General features: G+C 68.4%; 17 protein-coding genes and 1 riboswitch. Of the genes, 5 read left to right on the forward strand and 12 right to left on the reverse strand.

Annotated elements, in window-relative coordinates; translation table 11 throughout:
- Positions 1–7: 7 nt before the first annotated feature.
- The 6 genes from gcvP to AC069H_RS06275 form a co-directional block, all read right to left on the reverse strand.
- Positions 8–2,839: an aminomethyl-transferring glycine dehydrogenase gene (gene gcvP, locus AC069H_RS06250; protein WP_478225707.1), complete on the reverse strand. Its 2,832-nt coding sequence runs from the start codon at positions 2,837–2,839 to the stop codon at positions 8–10.
- 142 nt (positions 2,840–2,981) lie between these two features.
- Positions 2,982–3,075: riboswitch (glycine riboswitch) on the reverse strand.
- A 178-nt stretch (positions 3,076–3,253) separates the two neighbouring features.
- The gene (locus AC069H_RS06255) at positions 3,254–3,628 is read right to left on the reverse strand and encodes a four-helix bundle copper-binding protein (RefSeq protein WP_395880584.1); all 375 of its coding nucleotides are present in this window, start codon (positions 3,626–3,628) and stop codon (positions 3,254–3,256) included.
- Between the two features lie 244 nt (positions 3,629–3,872).
- A complete protein-coding gene (locus AC069H_RS06260; protein ID WP_478231558.1) occupies positions 3,873–4,640 on the reverse strand; it encodes a 3-oxoacyl-ACP reductase in 768 nt (255 codons plus the stop codon).
- Between the two features lie 45 nt (positions 4,641–4,685).
- A complete protein-coding gene (locus AC069H_RS06265) occupies positions 4,686–6,047 on the reverse strand; it encodes an aldehyde dehydrogenase family protein (protein ID WP_478231559.1) in 1,362 nt (453 codons plus the stop codon).
- Positions 6,044–6,757: a gamma-glutamyl-gamma-aminobutyrate hydrolase family protein gene (locus tag AC069H_RS06270; RefSeq protein ID WP_478231560.1), complete on the reverse strand. Its 714-nt coding sequence runs from the start codon at positions 6,755–6,757 to the stop codon at positions 6,044–6,046. Before AC069H_RS06270 ends, AC069H_RS06265 begins: the two co-directional genes overlap by 4 nt.
- Positions 6,738–8,102 (reverse strand): glutamine synthetase family protein, encoded by a 1,365-nt coding sequence (locus AC069H_RS06275; RefSeq protein WP_478231561.1) that lies wholly within the window; start codon positions 8,100–8,102, stop codon positions 6,738–6,740. Before AC069H_RS06275 ends, AC069H_RS06270 begins: the two co-directional genes overlap by 20 nt.
- 228 nt (positions 8,103–8,330) lie before the next feature.
- Between AC069H_RS06275 and AC069H_RS06280 the strand changes: the two genes are divergently transcribed.
- On the forward strand, positions 8,331–8,855 hold the full coding sequence (locus AC069H_RS06280; RefSeq protein WP_034323444.1) for a YflT domain-containing protein: 525 nt from the start codon (positions 8,331–8,333) through the stop codon (positions 8,853–8,855).
- A 208-nt stretch (positions 8,856–9,063) separates the two neighbouring features.
- Here the strand turns inward: AC069H_RS06280 and AC069H_RS06285 are convergent, their stop codons facing one another.
- Complete coding sequence (locus AC069H_RS06285; RefSeq protein ID WP_478225714.1) at positions 9,064–10,311, reverse strand: DUF1700 domain-containing protein; 1,248 nt, start codon at positions 10,309–10,311, stop codon at positions 9,064–9,066.
- On the reverse strand, positions 10,308–10,631 hold the full coding sequence (locus AC069H_RS06290) for a PadR family transcriptional regulator (RefSeq protein ID WP_478225715.1): 324 nt from the start codon (positions 10,629–10,631) through the stop codon (positions 10,308–10,310). Before AC069H_RS06290 ends, AC069H_RS06285 begins: the two co-directional genes overlap by 4 nt.
- Before the next feature lie 162 nt (positions 10,632–10,793).
- Here AC069H_RS06290 and AC069H_RS06295 point away from each other — a divergent pair, with 162 nt between their 5' ends.
- From AC069H_RS06295 to AC069H_RS06310, 4 genes are read left to right on the forward strand one after another with little or no spacing between them, the layout of a single operon-like run.
- Positions 10,794–11,171: a GntR family transcriptional regulator gene (locus AC069H_RS06295; protein WP_034323460.1), complete on the forward strand. Its 378-nt coding sequence runs from the start codon at positions 10,794–10,796 to the stop codon at positions 11,169–11,171.
- Entirely contained in the window at positions 11,168–12,055 is an 888-nt protein-coding gene (locus AC069H_RS06300; RefSeq protein ID WP_478225716.1) for an ABC transporter ATP-binding protein, read from the forward strand. Before AC069H_RS06295 ends, AC069H_RS06300 begins: the two co-directional genes overlap by 4 nt.
- Positions 12,052–12,741, forward strand: a complete 690-nt coding sequence (locus tag AC069H_RS06305) for an ABC transporter permease (RefSeq protein WP_340683363.1) — start codon at positions 12,052–12,054, stop codon at positions 12,739–12,741. The genes AC069H_RS06300 and AC069H_RS06305 overlap by 4 nt, the downstream gene beginning before the upstream one ends.
- Positions 12,742–12,768: 27 nt before the next feature.
- Entirely contained in the window at positions 12,769–13,119 is a 351-nt protein-coding gene (locus tag AC069H_RS06310; protein WP_478231562.1) for a DoxX family protein, read from the forward strand.
- Here the strand turns inward: AC069H_RS06310 and AC069H_RS06315 are convergent.
- The 4 genes from AC069H_RS06315 to mutM all read right to left on the reverse strand — a co-directional run bounded on the left by AC069H_RS06315 (position 13,116) and on the right by mutM (position 16,229).
- Positions 13,116–14,300, reverse strand: a complete 1,185-nt coding sequence (locus tag AC069H_RS06315) for an MAB_1171c family putative transporter (RefSeq protein ID WP_478231563.1) — start codon at positions 14,298–14,300, stop codon at positions 13,116–13,118. The genes AC069H_RS06310 and AC069H_RS06315 overlap by 4 nt on opposite strands.
- Positions 14,297–14,860: a hypothetical protein gene (locus AC069H_RS06320; RefSeq protein WP_340683366.1), complete on the reverse strand. Its 564-nt coding sequence runs from the start codon at positions 14,858–14,860 to the stop codon at positions 14,297–14,299. The genes AC069H_RS06315 and AC069H_RS06320 overlap by 4 nt, the downstream gene beginning before the upstream one ends.
- Positions 14,861–15,301, reverse strand: coding sequence for a helix-turn-helix domain-containing protein (locus AC069H_RS06325; RefSeq protein WP_034323476.1), 441 nt, complete (start codon positions 15,299–15,301; stop codon positions 14,861–14,863).
- Positions 15,302–15,368: 67 nt separating this feature from the next.
- The gene (gene mutM / locus AC069H_RS06330; RefSeq protein WP_478231564.1) at positions 15,369–16,229 is read right to left on the reverse strand and encodes a bifunctional DNA-formamidopyrimidine glycosylase/DNA-(apurinic or apyrimidinic site) lyase; all 861 of its coding nucleotides are present in this window, start codon (positions 16,227–16,229) and stop codon (positions 15,369–15,371) included.
- Positions 16,230–16,307: the final 78 nt, after the last annotated feature.

A 16,307-nucleotide genomic window follows, 5' to 3' on the forward strand; every position in this document is an offset into this window, starting at 1 on the left:
AAGTGCCTCAGTTCTCGTAGGCGTTGAGCGGCGGGCAGGAGCAGACGAGGTTACGGTCCCCGCGCGCACCGTCGATGCGGCGCACCGGGGGCCAGTACTTGGACTTGCGGTTCACCCCGGCGGGGTACACCGCCAGTTCGCGGTCGTACGGCAGGTCCCAGTCGCCGACGAGGGTCTCGGCGGTGTGCGGGGCGTTGCGCAGCGGGCTGTTGTCCGCGGCCCACTTGCCCTGCGCGACGGCGTCGATCTCCGCGCGGATGGCGATCATCGCCGCGATGAAGCGGTCGATCTCGCCGAGGTCCTCGGACTCGGTCGGCTCGACCATCAGCGTGCCCGCGACCGGGAACGACATGGTCGGAGCGTGGAAGCCGTAGTCGATCAGGCGCTTCGCGACGTCGTCGACGGTGACGCCGGTCTCCTTGGTGAGCCCGCGCAGGTCGAGGATGCACTCGTGCGCGACCAGGCCGTCCTGGCCGGTGTAGAGCACCGGGTAGTGCTGGTTGAGGCGCTTGGCCACGTAGTTCGCCGCGAGGACCGCGACCTGCGTCGCGGCGGTGAGCCCGCCCGCGCCCATCATGCGGACGTACGCCCACGAGATCGGCAGGATCGACGCCGAGCCGTACGGTGCGGCGCTGATCGGGCCGACACCGGTTTCCGGACCGGCCTTCTCCAGCATCGGGTGGTTGGGCAGGTACGGCGCGAGGTGCGCGCGGACCGCGACCGGGCCGACGCCGGGGCCGCCGCCTCCGTGCGGGATGCAGAAGGTCTTGTGCAGGTTCAGGTGCGAGACGTCGCCGCCGAACTCTCCCGGCTTGGCGAGACCCAGCAGGGCGTTGAGATTCGCGCCGTCGACGTAGACCTGGCCGCCCGCGTCGTGGACGATCTTGGCCAGCTCGTCGATGCCGTTCTCGTACACGCCGTGCGTGGACGGGTACGTGACCATGATCGCGGACAGCGTGTCGCGGTTGGCCTCGACCTTGGCCCGCAGGTCTTCGAGGTCGACGTTGCCCTCGTCGGTGCACTTGACCACGACGACGCGCATCCCGGCCATCACCGCGGAGGCGGCGTTCGTGCCGTGCGCGGACGACGGGATCAGGCAGACCTCGCGCTCGGTCTGACCGTTGGCGTGGTGGTACGCGCGGATCGCGAGCAGACCGGCGAGCTCGCCCTGGCTGCCCGCGTTCGGCTGCAGCGAAACCTTGTCGTACCCGGTGACCTCGGCCAGCCAGCCGGACAGCTGCTCGACCAGCACGTGGTAGCCCTCGGCCTGGTCCGCGGGCGCGAAGGGGTGGATCCCCGCGAACTCGCGCCAGCTGATCGGCTCCATCTCGGTGGTGGCGTTGAGCTTCATCGTGCAGGAGCCGAGCGGGATCATGCCGCGGTCGAGCGCGTAGTCCAGATCGGACAGACCGCGCAGGTAGCGCAGCATCGCGGTCTCGGAGCGGTGCGAGTGGAAGACCTCGTGGGTGAGATACTCGCTCTCGCGGCCGAGGCCGGCGGGCAGCGCACGGGCGTCGGCGGCGGGGGTGTCGACGCCGAACGCGTTGAGCACCTTGGCGATGATCGCGGGCGTGGTGACCTCGTCGACCGCGATGCGGACGTGGTCGGCGTCGACCGGGCCGAGGTTGATCCCGTTCTCCCGCGCCACCGCGACGACCGCTTCGGCCTGTCCGGGCATGCGGGCGAGGACGGTATCGAAGAAGCCCTCGTGCACGACCTCGACGCCTGCCGCTCGGAGGGCGTCCGCCAGGCCCGCGGCGAGGCCGTGGACGCGGGTCGCGATGCGCTTGAGGCCGTCGGGACCGTGGTAGACCGCGTACATCGCGGCGAGCACGGCGGGCAGCACCTGCGCGGTGCAGATGTTGGAGGTCGCCTTCTCGCGGCGGATGTGCTGCTCACGCGTCTGCAGGGCGAGGCGGTACGCGGGGTTGCCGTCGGCGTCGACCGAGACCCCGACCAGGCGGCCCGGCAGCGAACGCTCGAGCCCGGCGCGGACGGCCATGTACCCGGCGTGCGGACCGCCGTACCCGAGCGGGACGCCGAAGCGCTGGGTCGAACCGGCGGCGATGTCGGCGCCGAACTCACCCGGCGCGGTGATCAGCGTGAGGGCGAGCAGGTCGGCGGCGACGGCGTACAGCGCGCCGGCGGCCTTCGCGGTCTCGGAGATGGCGGAGTAGAAGCCCGCGCCGCGCAGCACGCCGGAAGCGCCCGGGTACTGGACGACGACGCCGAAGAACTCCTCCGGCAGGCCGGTGAGCAGGTCACGGACCTCGACCTCGACGCCCATGGCCTCGGCGCGGGTGCGGACGACCGCGATCGTCTGCGGCAGGCACTCTGCGTCGAGGACGACCTTGTTCGACTTCGCCTTCGACGCGCGGCGCATCAGCATGACGGCCTCGGCGACGGCGGTGGACTCGTCGAGCAGGGAGGCATTCGCGGTGGCGAGACCGGCCAGCTCCGAGACCATGGTCTGGAAGTTGAGGAGGGCTTCGAGACGGCCCTGCGAGATCTCCGGCTGATACGGCGTGTACGCCGTGTACCAGGCCGGGTTCTCCAGCACGTTGCGGCGGATGACCGCCGGGGTGACCGTGTCGTGGAAGCCGAGACCGATCATCTGCGTCATCGGCTTGTTGAGCGCGGCGAGTGCGCGAAGCTCGGCGATGGCGTCCTCTTCGGACGCGGCGGGGGGAAGTTCGAGGTCGCGGGTGACCCGGATCGCGGACGGCACGGCGGCCTGCACCAGGGCATCGAGACTGCCGTAGCCGACCTCGGCGAGCATCTTGGCCTGCTCGGACTCCGAGGGGCCGATGTGCCGGTCGTCGAAGGACGTACTGGTCAAGGGAGCTCCTTGGGTCAGGCGCCGGATAGACCGGTGCGCTGGGAACTCCCCCTCTGTCATGGCACCTGAGAGTTTCACCACCGTTCAGGGTGGCTTTCACCTTGGGTGAGACGCACTTGCGCGCCTGCTTTCCAGAGTGGCCTCGCGTGAAGCGGTAGTGGGTACCTGAGAGATTCCGGGGAGTTTGCTCCTTCGGTGCCCCACCACGTTCGTGGGGGCTCTCCCGCTCCAGCTCGACGGCCCTGTCTGAAGTTGTGCGCACACCGTACCTGGCGTGTTCAGCGCGCGTCTACTTCCAGCCGAGCACGTCACTTGAGCCGCACTCGCGTGCTTGGAGCCGGAACTCGCGTGCTTGGAGACGTAACTCGTGAGTTCCGCCTCCAAGCACGCGAGTTACGTGCCTGAGCACGCGAGTTACGCGTTCTCCATCATCATCTCGGCGGTGATCGTGCCGCAGAGCTCGGCGCACCGCATCATCATGTCGGCGGCGTCGGCGAGCTCGGCGTCGCCGGTCTTGGCGCACTCCTCGGCGCACATGCGCATCATCTGGGAGGCGAGGCCGCACATCTTCGCGCACATGCGCATCATCTCGAGGTCGGCGACCATGGCGGAGCAGCGCATCATCATGTCGGCGCACATGCGGGACATGTCCGCGCAGGTCACCATCATCATGCCGAGCTTCGCGCCGCCCATCTCCATGCAGCGCGTCATCATCTCCTCGCACCTGACGTGGCACTCGTTGCACAGGTCGATGCAGTCACGCATGGCGGTGCTCATCTGCCGGGTCATTCTGGGGCCTCCCGCGCTTCTCGGATCGCGGAACCGGGTGGTCCCGCGTCTCAGGACTACAGCGCAGGTCAGCGGGTCGCCATCCCGGCCACCGGGACGAGTGACGGCGGCCGGAAGTACAGCCACGGTTCGCGCCGGGCCCAAGTCCGTGAAGGCCTCCTTCCCTACTCTCAAGGTAGGGAAGGAGGCCTTCACGGACATCGCGACCCAACGGCGCGCATTTAGAGGACTAAATGCGTGGCGGTCAGAGGGGCGTGACGTAGGCGCCGGAGATGCCGCCGTCCACCAGGAACTGCGAAGCCGTGATGAACGAGGCGTCGTCGCTCGCCAGGAACGCGACGGCCGCCGCGATCTCCTCCGGCTCCGCGAACCGCCCGACCGGCACGTGCACCAGCCGCCGCGCGGCCCGCTCGGGGTCTTTCGCGAACAGTTCCTTCAGCAGCGGCGTGTTCACCGGTCCCGGGCACAGCGCGTTCACCCGGATGTTCTCCCGCGCGAACTGCACGCCCAGTTCCCGGCTCATCGCCAGCACCCCGCCCTTGGACGCGGTGTAGGAGATCTGCGACGTCGCCGCGCCCATGACCGCGACGAACGACGCCGTGTTGACGATCGAGCCCTTGCCCTGCCGCCGCATATGCGGCAGCACGGCCTTGCAGCACAGGTAGACCGAGGTCAGGTTGACCTTCTGCACCTTCTCCCACGCGTCGATGCCCGTGGTGAGGATCGAGTCGTCCTCGGGCGGGGAGATGCCCGCGTTGTTGAACGCGACGTCGACCGAGCCGAAAGTGTCCACAGTGGTCTGGAACAGGGCCTCGACCTGCTCGGCGTCGGTGACGTCGGCCTGCACGAACAGGCCGCCGACCTCGTCGGCCGCGGCTTTGCCCGTCCCGGCGGAGATGTCGCCGATGACGACCTTCGCGCCCTCGCTCGCCAGCCGCCGCGCCGTGGCGAGGCCGATGCCGCTGCTCCCGCCGGTGATGACCGCGACGCGGCCTTCGAAACGCTGAACCATGCCTATTCCTCCGTGCTGATGGTCTTGATACGAAAAGAGACCGGCTCACTCTGTGTTGATGAAGACGTTCTTGGTCTCGGTGAAGGCATCGACGGCGTCGGGGCCCAGTTCGCGGCCCAGCCCGGACTGCTTGAACCCGCCGAACGGCGTCCAGTACCGGACGGACGAATGCGAGTTGACCGACAGGTTCCCGGCTTCGACGCCGCGCGCGACGCGGAAGGCCCGGCCGACGTCGCGGGTCCAGATCGAGCCGGACAGCCCGTACTCGGTGTGGTTGGCCATGGTCACCGCGTCCGTCTCGTCGGCGAACGGGACCACGGCGACGACCGGGCCGAAGATCTCGTCCGACGCCAGCGGATGCCGCAGGTCCGGCGGGGTGACGACGGTCGGCGCGAACCAGTATCCGGGTCCGACGGGCGCGTTGCCCCGGAAGGCGACCGGCGCCGCGTCGTCCACATAGGACGACACCTTCGCGTGGTGTCCCGCCGAGATCAGCGGGCCCATCTCGGTCACTTCCAGCCGCGGATCCCCCACGACGACGCCGTTCACCGCGGGTTCCAGCAGCTCCATGAACTTCTCGTACACGCTCGACTGCACCAGGATCAGCGACCGCGCGCAACAGTCCTGCCCGGCGTTGTCGAAGACGCCGTACGGCGCGGTGGCCGCGGCCTTCTCCAGGTCTGCGTCGGCGAAGACGATGTTCGCGTTCTTGCCGCCCAGTTCCAGCGTCACCCGCTTCACCCGCGCGGCACAGCCCGCCATGATCTGCTTGCCGACCTCGGTCGAGCCGGTGAACACCACCTTCCGCACCGCCGGGTGGTCCACGAACCGCTGCCCCACCACCGATCCCTTGCCGGGAAGCACCTGGAAGACGTCTTCGGGGATCCCCGACTCACGGGCGAGTTCGCCGAGGCGGATCGCGGTCAGCGGGGTGAGCTCGGCGGGCTTCAGCACGACGGTGTTCCCGGCGGCGAGCGCGGGCGCGAACCCCCAGCCCGCGATGGGCATCGGGAAGTTCCACGGCACGATGACCCCGACGACGCCGAGCGGCTCGTGGAACGTCATGTTCACCCCGCCGGGTACCGGGATCTGCTTGCCGCTCAACCGTTCGGGCGAAGCCGAGTAGTACGTCAGCACATCGCGGACGTTGCCCGCTTCCCAGCGCGCGTTGCCGATCGTGTGGCCCGCGTTGGCGACCTCCAGCGCGGCGAGGTTCTCGATGTCGGCGTCGACGGCGTCGGCGAACCGGCGCAGCAGCCGCGCCCGGTCGCCGGGGGCCACGGCGCGCCAGGTGGGGAACGCCGCGTGCGCGCGGGCGATCGCCGCGCCGGTCTCCTCCGCCGAGGTCAGCTCGACCGACCTCACCACCTCTTCGGTGGCTGGGTTGATCACCTCGAACGTGGTCATGCGTGCTCCTTCGCAGCTTTCACCAGCGCCTCGAAAAGCCTGATGTCGTCGGGGTTCTGTTCGGGATGCCATTGGACGCCGAGGACGAACCCGCCGCCGGGCAGCTCGGCCGCCTCGATGGTCCCGTCGGCGGCCCAGCCGACCGGGACCAGCCCGTCGCCGAGCTTGTCGATCGCCTGATGGTGGTAACACGGCACCCTGGTCTCGGCGCCGAGGATCGAGGCGACGCGGCTGCCCTCGGCGAGGCTCACCGTAGTGGTGCCGAAGGTCCCCGGCGCGGGCTGGTGATCCGCACTGTCCAAAGTGTCCGGTAGATGCTGCGCGAGCGTGCCGCCCAGCGCGACGCTGAGCACCTGCAGCCCGCGGCACACACCCAGCACCGGTTTTCCCGCGTCCAAAGCGGACCGCAGCAGGCCGAACTCGAAGGCGTCCCGGTTCGGCCTCGTGTACGTCGTCGCGTGCTGCTCCTGGCCGTAGCGCGCAGGGTCGACGTCGGCGCCGCCGGCCAGCACGAGTCCGTCCACGGCGGAGATCAGCCGATCGTGTGCCCCGCTCACCGGCGGCAGCAGGACCGGGACGCCGCCCGCCGCGACGATCCCGTCGACGTAGACCCGGTGCAGCAGGGCGGCTTCGGTCTCCCAGACGAGGAACTTCGCGGGCTCCAGATAGGAAGTGAGCCCGATCAGGGGCTCAGAGACGTTCGAAGCCACGGATCCGCTCCCAGTCGGTGACGGCGGCGTCGTACGCGGTCAGTTCGACCTTCGCCGCGTTCAGGTAGTGGTCGACGACCTCGTCCCCGAACGCGGTCCTGGCAAGCTCGCTCTCGTCCAACAGCGCCGCGGCTTCCCGCAGGGTCGTCGGCACGGTCGGCTTGCCGGAACCGTAGGCGTTGCCGTGGAACTCCGGCTCCAGCTCCAGTCCGTTCTCGATGCCGTGCAAACCTGCCGCGATCAACGCGGCCACCGCGAGGTACGGGTTGACGTCGCCGCCCGGGACTCGGTTCTCGGTGCGCAGCGAGTCGCCGTGCCCGACGACGCGGAGCGCGCACGTGCGGTTGTCGGTGCCCCACGCGACGGCCGTCGGCGCGAAACTGCCGGGGACGAACCGCTTGTAGGAGTTGATGTTCGGGGCGAAGAAGCAGGTCAGCTCACGCAGCCCGGCGAGCTGGCCGGCGAGGAAGTGCTCCATCAGCGGCGAGAACCCGCCGGGACCGTCACCCGCCAGGACGGGCTCGCCCTCGGCGGAGCGCAGGCTGATGTGGATGTGGCACGAGTTGCCCTCGCGTTCGTTGTACTTCGCCATGAACGTGAGACTCTTCCCCTCCTGCGCGGCGATCTCCTTGGAGCCGGTCTTGTAGACGCTGTGGTTGTCGCAGGTGGTCAGCGCGTCGGCGTAACGGAACGCGATCTCGTGCTGGCCGGGGTTGCACTCGCCCTTGGCGGACTCGACGTACAGGCCCGCTCCGCCCATGTCGTTGCGGATACGACGCAGCAGCGGCTCGATCCGCGCGGTGCCGAGCATCGAATAGTCGACGTTGTACTGATTGGCCGGCCGCAGGTCCTGGTACCGCTTGTCCCAGGCCGATTCGTAGGTGTCGTCGAAGACGATGAACTCCAGTTCGGTCCCGACGTACGCGGCGAGACCTCGTGCGGCGAGCCGGTCGAGCTGACCGCGCAGGATCTGGCGCGGCGAAGGGGCCACGGCGCCCCCCTCCACCCGTTCGAGGTCGGCGAGGACGAGCGCGGTGCCCTCCTGCCACGGAAGCAGGCGCAGCGTGCCGAAGTCCGGGCGCATGACGAAGTCGCCGTAGCCGGTCTCCCAGGACGACATCGCGTAGCCGTCGACGGTGTTCATGTCCACGTCGACCGCGAGCAGGTAGTTGCACGCTTCGGTGGCGTGCTCGACGACCTCGTTGAGGAAGTACTCGGCGGCGCAGCGTTTGCCCTGCAGCCTGCCCTGCATATCGGTGATCGCCACCAGCACCGTGTCGACGGTGCCGTCCTCGACCAGTTCCCGGAGCCGATCCAGCGTGAGCATGCCGCGCCTGTTCGCCATCAGCCTCACCTAAAGGTTCGAAGCGGTACCTTTGCGGCTTCTTCCTACCGGGTCGGCCCACCATGGTCAACTCGATCAATGGTCTGTTTGGTTACCCATTGCTCACCGTAGTTGATCCCTGGGCGGATTGTCTGCGATGCCCGGCTGAGAAGATGCTGTGAATCCCGCCGCACCGGGAGGAGATCCGCGCATCCGGGACGTTGTACGGATCAAGAGAGGTGAGAAGGAATGACACAGGCATTCACGCAGCAGACCACGTTCACCGAGCCCCAGGGGCGGGCTCAGCTCCCGACGATGCCCAGTGGGTGGCCGATCGGCTCGTACGAGTCGTACTCCGAAGCGCAGCGTGCCGTCGACCACCTCGCGGGAACGGACTTCCCGATCACGGACGTCACGATCGTCGGTGTCGAGCCGGTCCTGGTCGAGCGGATCGCCGGACGGATGGGCTGGAGCAAGGTGCTGACCAGCTCGGCGCTGTCGGGCGCGATGTTCGGTATGTTCCTCGGCCTCGTGCTGAGCCTGCTGAACCCGGGCGCCGGGCTGGTGCCGATCCTCGTCGGCCTCGTCGGCGGTATCGGATTCAACCTGCTGTTCGGCGCGCTGGGATACGCGGCTTCGAAGAACAAGCGCGGGTTCATCTCGCAGAGCCAGCTGGTCGCCCGGCGTTACGACGTGCTGGCCCAGCCGCGCAACGCCGAGAAGGGCCGCGCCCTGCTGGCCGACCTGGCCGCCAGGAGCGCGTTCAACCACTGAGCCCCCCGCCTGATGTGTCATGAAAGGGTCGTTCAGGACGTTTTTCGTCCTGAACGACCCTTTCCTGTCATCCGCTACGGGGCGTCTCGCATCCGCGTTTCGTCCTCTGAATGCGGTGGTTGGCAACGCGAACTACCGCATTCAGAGGACGAAACGCGGGAGAAATCGGGTGGAGGCGGCCCCCGGCGTCCGCCTCCACCCGGGCCACCTAGCGCGTCGGCTGGGTGGAGTTCGACGGCGGCGCCACCGAGGTGGACGACGGCGGAGCGGCCTGAGAAGTCGGCGGCACCGGCACGGCCTTGGGGATCGCCGCGCTGAAGGGCACGTCCGTCCTTTCCAGACAGTAACCGTGCGAACCGTTGTAGCCGTCGAGGTTTCCTTCGCTGTCCCGGACTCCTCGCTCGACCCGCGGACGCGGGTAGCGGTTGTCGTCGCCGGCCTTCCGCTTCTCGCCCGTGCTGCGCTCACAGGCGTACCTGGTCGTGCTGAGCGGACGGCCGTCCTCGTCGTAGAGGTAGATCTCGGTCAGCGGTTTGCCCTCGGCGTCGAACGCGTAGATGTTCTCCACCTCCTGGCTGCCGTACATCAACTGCGGATTGCCATAGTTGTCGTTGTAGTTGGGCGTGTAACCGCTGTTGTAGGAGCCGCCACCGTAGGACCGCTTCGCGATCAGGTCGACCGCCGCGCCCGCACCGCCGAGCATGCTGCCGACGACGAACGCCGAAATCGGCACGGCCAGCCACAGCAGCCGCCGGTCGGTCTTCAGCTTCGAGCCTGCCCAGACCACCGCCACGGCCGCCAACAGCATCAGCGGCATGAGCAGCACGGCTTCGGTGTCGCGGAGCACGAGCAACAAGCCGAAGATGACCAGTACCGCCGCGCACAGTAGCCACCACGCCGGCTTGAGCATGCGGAAGTAGGTGAGCCCCTTGCTGTTCCGGTCGTTCTGGAACGAGTTCGCGATCTCGCGGAGCTTGGCCACTTCAGGCAGTTCCGCGATGGGGGCGACGCCGTTGCGGACCACGTAGGCGACGCTGATCGCGAGCACGGGCGCGACGAAAAGCAGGCCCAGCAACGGATCCACCCGGACCCACACCGCGGCCGCGAAGCCGAACAACGCGAAGCCGCAGACCGAGAACAGCAGGCCCCAGAACGCGAACCGCGCTCCGCCGATCCCGGTCTTCGCCTTCAGCACGGTGGTTTTGCCGCCCGCGTCGGGCGGACGCGGCGGGTAGCCACCGGACGCCCGCAGCTCGGCGGCGTAGCTCTCCGGGCTGCCAAGACGCTCGATCAAGGCTTCGACCTTGGGATTGTCCCCCAGTTCCGCCTCCATCTCGGCGAGATGAGGCCGGACGTCTTCAAGGATCTCCTCGACTTCACTCTCCGGCAGGTCGGCGAGCGCGCTCCTGACCCTCGCCAGATACACCCGCACGGCGGTCGGATTCTGCGTGCTCATACTGCCTCTCCCAACAGGCTGTTCATCGTCGTGGCGAAAGTGCGCCAGGTCTGCCCCGACTCTTCGAGCCGCTGGCGACCCGGCTCGTTGAGGCTGTAGTACTTGCGGTGCGGGCCTTCCTCGCTCGGCACCACATAGGACGTCAGCAGGCCTGCCTTGTACAGGCGCCGAAGAGTCCCGTACACCGAAGCGTCGCCCACTTCCTGCAACCCCGCGATGCGAAGTCTTCGAAGCACGTCGTAGCCGTAGCCGTCCTCTCCGCGAAGCACCGCGAGAACGGCGAGGTCCAGCACGCCTTTTAGTAGCTGACTGATCTCCACAGTCGCGTCCCTCCCAGTCTTACGCAACAGAAGGTACCACGCATTGCACAGTAGTGCGCACGGCGGAGGCGACTTGCGTCGAAGGGGTGGTCCATGGGTTACTTAGTCCAGTAATGAACCACCGCACCAATGAGGTGCTCGAAGACTGGGGACGGAGGTGTCGTGCTCGACGAAGGAACACCCCTGTTCGTGCAGATCGCCGAACAGATCGCCGACGACATCGCCGAGGGAAGCCTGGCCGAGGGGGAACGCGTGCCGTCAACCAACGAACTCGCCGCCTTCTACCGGATCAATCCGGCGACGGCGGCCAAGGGGATCAACGTGCTCGCCGATGACGGCCTGCTCGAAAAGCGGCGCGGTATCGGCATGTTCGTCGCCGCCGGGGCGCGGCAGAAGCTGCTCACCGACCGGCGGCAACGGTTCGCCGAGCAGTACCTCGACCCGATGCTCAGCGAAGCGCGACGCCTCGGCATCGACGACGAAACCCTGATCTCGCTCATCCGCGGGAACGGACACCGGAACGGAGGACCCGCCGCATGACGCCGACCATTTCGACCACCGGCCTGACCCGGCGCTACGGCGACCATCTCGCGCTCGGCGATGTCTCGGTCGACATCGAAGAAGGCAAGATCACCGGCCTGCTGGGCCGCAACGGCGCGGGCAAGAGCACCTTCCTGCGCATCGTCACCGCGCAGGAGTTCGCCACCGCGGGCTCGGTCCGCGTGTTCGGCGAGAGCCCGGTGGAAAACGAGCGGGTGCTGAAGCGCCTGGTGCTCGTCCGCGAAGACCAGCAGTTCCCGGATTTCAAGGTGCGGCACGCGCTTTCGGCCGCGTCGTGGTTCTATCCGAACTGGGACGCGGAACTCGCCGACACGCTGCTCCGCGATTTCGACCTGCCGACGAAGCGCCCGATCAAGAAGCTCTCGCGAGGGATGCGCTCGGCGCTGTCCATCACGATCGGACTCGCGGCGCGAGCGGAACTCACGCTGCTCGACGAGCCGTACGCGGGTCTCGACGCCGTCGCGCGCCAACTGTTCTACGACCGGTTGCTCGACGACTACTCGGCCCATCCGCGCACGATCCTGCTCTCCACGCACCTGATCGACGAAGTGGCCGATCTGCTGGAGCACGTGGTGATGATCGACAAGGGCCGCGTCGTCCTCGACGCGGCGGCCGACGAACTGCGCGGCTCGGCCGTCACGGTCTCGGGTCCCGCCCTCGCGGTGGACGACTTCGTCACCGGGCGCCGGGTGTTGCACCGCCGCAAGATCGGTTCGCGGGCTTCGGTCACCGTCGCCGACGCGCTCGACGCCGCTTCGAAGGCGAAGGCGACGGCCCTGCACCTGAAACTCGAGCCGCTTTCCTTGCAGCAACTGATGGTGCACACCTCCAACGGACAGGCCGCAGAGGAGGCGTCCGCATGAACACCCTGGTCAACGTCGCGCGCTACCACCTGGTGGACCGGCTCCAGTTCCTGGTCCTCCCGGTCGGCGTCACGTTCTTCGCGTTCCTGGTGAATCTCACCATCTTCGCGGTGATCCCCGAGACACCCGAGGAGAACTACTCCGGCGGCCTGTTCACGCTGTACGTGTTCATGTTCGTCTGCGGTGCCTTGAGCATGACGAAGTCGCTGCCGTTCGGGCTCGCGCTGGGCGTGTCGAGGCGGTCGTACTATCTGGGCACGATCCTCCTGGTCGCCGGGCTGTCCGCGCTGTACGCGGTGGGGATCGTCGTGTTCCAGGCGATCGAGAACGCGACCGGCGGCTGGGGACTCGGCCTCAACTACTTCCGGGTGCCCTGGCTGCTCGACGGTTCCTGGTACCTGACCCTGCTCACGTCGTTCGTGCTGCTGACGCTGATGTTCGTCTACGGCATGTGGTACGGCCTGATCTACCGGCGCGCCGCGGTCCTGGGCGTGACCCTGTTCACCGCCGCGCAGGTCCTGATACTGGTAGGCGGGGTGCTGCTGCTCAGCTGGACCGATTCCTGGCCGAAACTCGGCACGTTCTTCAGCACGCTGACCGTCGGCGGCGTGACCGGGGTGATCGCGCTGCTGGTCTGCCTCGCCGGGGCGGGCGGGTTCGCGACGATGCGCCGCGTCACCGTCTGAAGTCCTTCAACACCAAGGAGTTCCGTAATGGCCGTGACTCATGTGGTGCTGTCGGTGCTGCTGGCCGCGATCTTCGCCGTACTGGGGGTGGCGAAGGTCCTGCGTCAGCCGGCGTTGGTCTCCCGGACCGAGAGGCTCGGCTTCTCGGTCCGGGCGATCCAGGGGATCGGCGCGCTCGAACTCGCGGGGGCGGCGGGTCTGGTGGCCGGGTTCTTCTGGCGGCCGCTCGGGGTCGCGGCGGCGATCGGCCTGGTGGCGTTGCTGATCGGGGCGGTGGTCTCCCACGTGCGGGCGGGCGACGGGATCAAGGACGTCGCCCCGCCGGTCTGGCTCGCGCTGGTCTCGGCGGCGGCCGCCGTCACCGCGATCATTGCTTAGACCGTAAGGGTTTCCCGGGTCCGTTCGCGAATGCGTCCGACCACAATGGACCGCCGCCAGGCTCGCGTGACCTCCACCAGCCACGCCGCTTCGGTGGCGATGTCCGGCTCGTCGAGGTAGGTCGCCGGAACGTCGTCGGGGGCGTACCGGCGGCCCGCCTCGGCGGCGACGAGCGCGGCGGCCAAGGCCGCGGCCTCGATCGTCGCGGCGATCCGGGCTTCGGGGACCTTCGCCTCGCGTGCTTCGGCTTCCGCGACCGGCGGGACGTCCGGATCGAAGTAGGGCCGCAGCGCGAGATGGCCGTCCCGGATCTCGATGACCCTGCGGTACAAGGCGAATTCGACGCCACCCGGCATACCGGGGCCTGGATCCAGCGCGATTCCCGGGACGGCTTCGCGCAGCGCGGCCCACAGCGGTTCGATCCGGCGATACGTCCGGTACGCGCCGATCAGCCGGAACGGCGTGGCCAGCGCGGGCCCCCACACGCTGAGCGTCGCGCCCGCCCCTGCGAGCCCGACGCTCAGCGCCGCCAGGATCGCCGAGAACGTGTCCTCACCGGCGTCGACCGCATCGGTGGTGGCGAGGATGTAGATGTCGTCGACGTCCCAGAATGTCCAGCCCAGCGCGGAAACCCCGCCACCGACGAGCAGCCACAGCCCGATGCGAAGCGGACCGGGATCGGCATGACGCGCGAAACGGGCGAAGACGATGGAGAAGGTCAGCAGGCTGATCAGGCCGTAGACGAGGAAAAGGACGTTGTACGCGACGAACCAGCCGAGCCTGCCCGGACCGGCTGCGGTGTGGTCGCCTACCCGGTAGCTGTCGGACAGGAAGAAGAGCGCGGTTTCGGCGACCACCACGGCCCAGGAAAGCACCGCGTGCCACCCGATCCGCTTGCCCTCCCCCAGTTTCAGCGAACGCGCGAACGCGACCGCGAACGCCATCGCGCCGATCTTGAGCAGGTCCGCCCCGAGGTTCAGGAGGCTGCCCATGGGTTCTTCCACGCCGACGGCGTTCTCCATGGCCGGGGTGAGCAGCATGATGCCGCCCGCGATGCACATCCCGAAGGCGGAGAGGAACCACATCCGCCGCGCCGGCTGGGTGTGGCGGGCCTGGATCAGCTTGTAGCCGAAGCCCGCGAAAGCCACCACGCAGCAGAGGTACGCGATGGTTTCGGTCACGGCAGGCGCCGTTTCCGGCTGCCGAAGAGGTCGTCGACCCTCGCCATCCCGCCGGCGAGATCGCTCCCGCTCTCGTCGGGACGCGCGGCGCCGCGCATCACGGTCCGCGCGACACGGTGCGCGAGGAGGCTGGCGAGCAGTTCGGCCTCCTGCTCCTCGACGGCGCTGTAGCTCGTGCGGCCGAGGACACGGCGGACGAGTTCGGGTGACAGGTTCGGCATGAGGGTCTTTCCCGCGGCGGCGTCGAGCACGATCCCGTCGGCCCCGGCGTCCGAGCCGACGTGGCCGCACAAGAGGTGGCCGACCTCGTGCAGCAGGATGTGCCGCCGGTGCAGCGCGGTGGTGTTGGTCGGATACAGGATGTAGTCCGCGCGTTCCGTGCTCATCAGCAGCCCGCACGGGCCGCTGGAAGGAACGCTGACCTGCATCAATTCGATGGGGCGGCCGCGTTCGGCCGCCAGGTCCGCGACGAAGGACTCGGCGTCGAAGGGTTCGGGAAGGGTGACGCCGTCGGCGAGACTCCGGCAGCGGCGCCACAACTCCTTACGACGGCGGTCCACTCACGACTCCTTCTTCGGGCCGCCCCGTCCGGATTCCCTGCGGGCGATCGCGTCGATCATGTCGCTGATGGTGTCGAGTCCGTCGGGGGAAAGCGTTACGGCCCGCAGCGCGACGTCGCGGACACCGGCGTCGCGAAGGGCGCCGAGGAGCGCGAGTTCCTCGGCGATCTTGGCGCTCTGCTCGTCGTCGAAGAAGTACGCGGGCGAGACGCCGAAGAACTGCGCGAGCGCCTCGAGATGGCGTTTCGTCGGATTGTCGCGACGCCCCGTGCGCAATTGCCACAGGTACGTCGTCGAGAAGCTCTCGCCGGTCGCCTCGCGGCAGGCCTTGGCGACCTCCTCGTGGCTGTACGGCTCGCGATCGGGTCTCAGCACGATCTGGAACAGCTTGTCGATCTTCTCGGCGAGCGTCGTCTTACCGGGCTCGGTCGCGGCCACCATCCCACTCCCTACATGTCGTGCCCGTTCATGCTAGTTGACGCGACGCCCACGGCGTACACGACAGTTTTCACCTCGCGCGCGGCTTCGGCTGGCATCGCGGGCAGGAGAACGACGACCGGTTCATGAAGGGGTCGCGCCGGATGGCCGTCCCGCACCGGCCACAGGGCAGTCCTTCCTGGCCGTAGGCGTCGAGTGACCTGTCGAAGTAGCCGGACTCGCCGTTGATGTTGACGTAAAGCGCGTCGAACGACGTCCCGCCGGCGACCAGCGCCTCGGCCATCACGTCGCTGGCGGCGGTGAGCACGGCGCGGCCATGGGCGGCGGTGAGCCTGTCGGTCGGGCGGGCCCAGTGGAGCTTGGAGCGCCAGAGTGCCTCGTCGGCGTAGATGTTGCCGATCCCGGAGACGAGGGTCTGGTCGAGCAGGGCGCGTTTGAGCTCGGTCCGCCTCGACCGCAGCGCGCGGACGGCCTGATCGAGGTCGAACCGCGGATCCATCGGGTCGCGGGCGATATGCGCGATGGTGCCCGGCAAGGCCGTCCCGTCGACTTCGGTGAGTTCCGCGAGCGCGAGCCCTCCGAAGGTCCGCTGGTCGACGAAGCGCAACTCCGGCCCGTTGTCGGCGAAGCGGAACCGCACGCGAAGGTGCTTCTCGTCGGGTGCGTCCTCGGGCTGGACGAGCATCTGGCCGCTCATGCCGAGGTGCGCGAGCATGGCCTGGCCGTCGGAGAGCTCCAGCCAGAGATACTTGCCGCGTCGGCGGGCGGCGGTGATCTTCACCCCGGAAAGCCGTCCGCTGAAGTCCTCGGCGCCGAGTTCGTGGCGGCGGATCGCGCGGGCGTGGAGAACTTCGACCTCGGTGATCGTCCGGCCGGAGACATGCGCCTCGAGCCCGGCACGGACCACCTCGACCTCGGGGAGTTCGGGCATGCCGTCGATTCTCCCATCGGCCCTCGTATCACCTCGTGAGTGGCTCGTGGGGTCGGTCCGTGAAGGCCTCCTTACCTA

The organism is Amycolatopsis sp. NPDC043887, from assembly GCF_056435665.1.